At 32.7% G+C, this 731-nt stretch carries 2 protein-coding genes; both read right to left on the bottom strand.

Features of this window, described 5'->3' with window-relative positions; all coding sequences use genetic code 11:
• Positions 1-265: capsular polysaccharide synthesis protein (locus DS885_RS08625; RefSeq protein WP_220149679.1), on the bottom strand; the 265-nt coding region annotated here is incomplete at its 3' end.
• Between the two features lie 287 nt (positions 266-552).
• Positions 553-711 (bottom strand): transaldolase family protein, encoded by a 159-nt coding sequence (locus tag DS885_RS08620; RefSeq protein ID WP_441344261.1) that lies wholly within the window; start codon positions 709-711, stop codon positions 553-555.
• Positions 712-731: the final 20 nt, after the last annotated feature.

Below are 731 nucleotides of genomic sequence, written 5' to 3'. Positions count from 1 at the left end.
CCCAAACACCGCCATATTCATGTAATAATTTTAAACGCAAAAGATCTGAACGATGGGCTGGAGATAACTTAGTTAATGTTTCTTGTGGGGCCTTTAACGTAATGTAATTATGTAAATTACTTTCATCTAATACAATGATTTCCCAAGTGGGGTTGTGCTTAATCCAGGATGCTATACATTTTTTTATAAGATACGGGGCATTCTCAAGACCTTGATACCAAAGTAACCAAATTTTTCTAGGTATTAATTGTTTCTGTTTTGTCAAAACTGTTCCTATAGAAAACGTATTTCATTTATATCGAGCAAACTGGCTGTTATTGTTTTAAAAGCATAAAACAATATTTTTATTCAGTAATAAAATAAGCAAATGAGAGTTAAGGTTAATTAAAGGCGAGTATTATTGATGTTTCTGATACTTGTAGCAAGTTTTGTATGGTAAATGTTGAAGGTGATGACTTTTAAGTTAATTATTAATAGTTAATGCCTGAGCAAAGAGAGCTTATTTTAGCAAGCTCTCTTTTTAAGTGTTTGGAACAGAGGAGTTATAGCGATTTAGCTCGCTAGTAAAGTCGCTAGTTGTTCATCTAACTTTATTTGATCCAAAGTAAAGTTACGGATACCTTCTGCCAGTTTTTCTGTGGCCATCGCATCTTCATTGAGTGACCATCTAAATTCACTTTCTGTCAACGGTGTCACTTGTTGTTTAGGTATATTTTTGTCTTTTAGTTTTT

Source organism: Psychromonas sp. B3M02, from assembly GCF_003318165.1.
In the GTDB taxonomy this organism is placed as follows: domain Bacteria; phylum Pseudomonadota; class Gammaproteobacteria; order Enterobacterales; family Psychromonadaceae; genus Psychromonas.
Note: the sequence above shows the minus strand (reverse complement) of the source record. Positions and strands in the feature narration are given on the sequence as shown.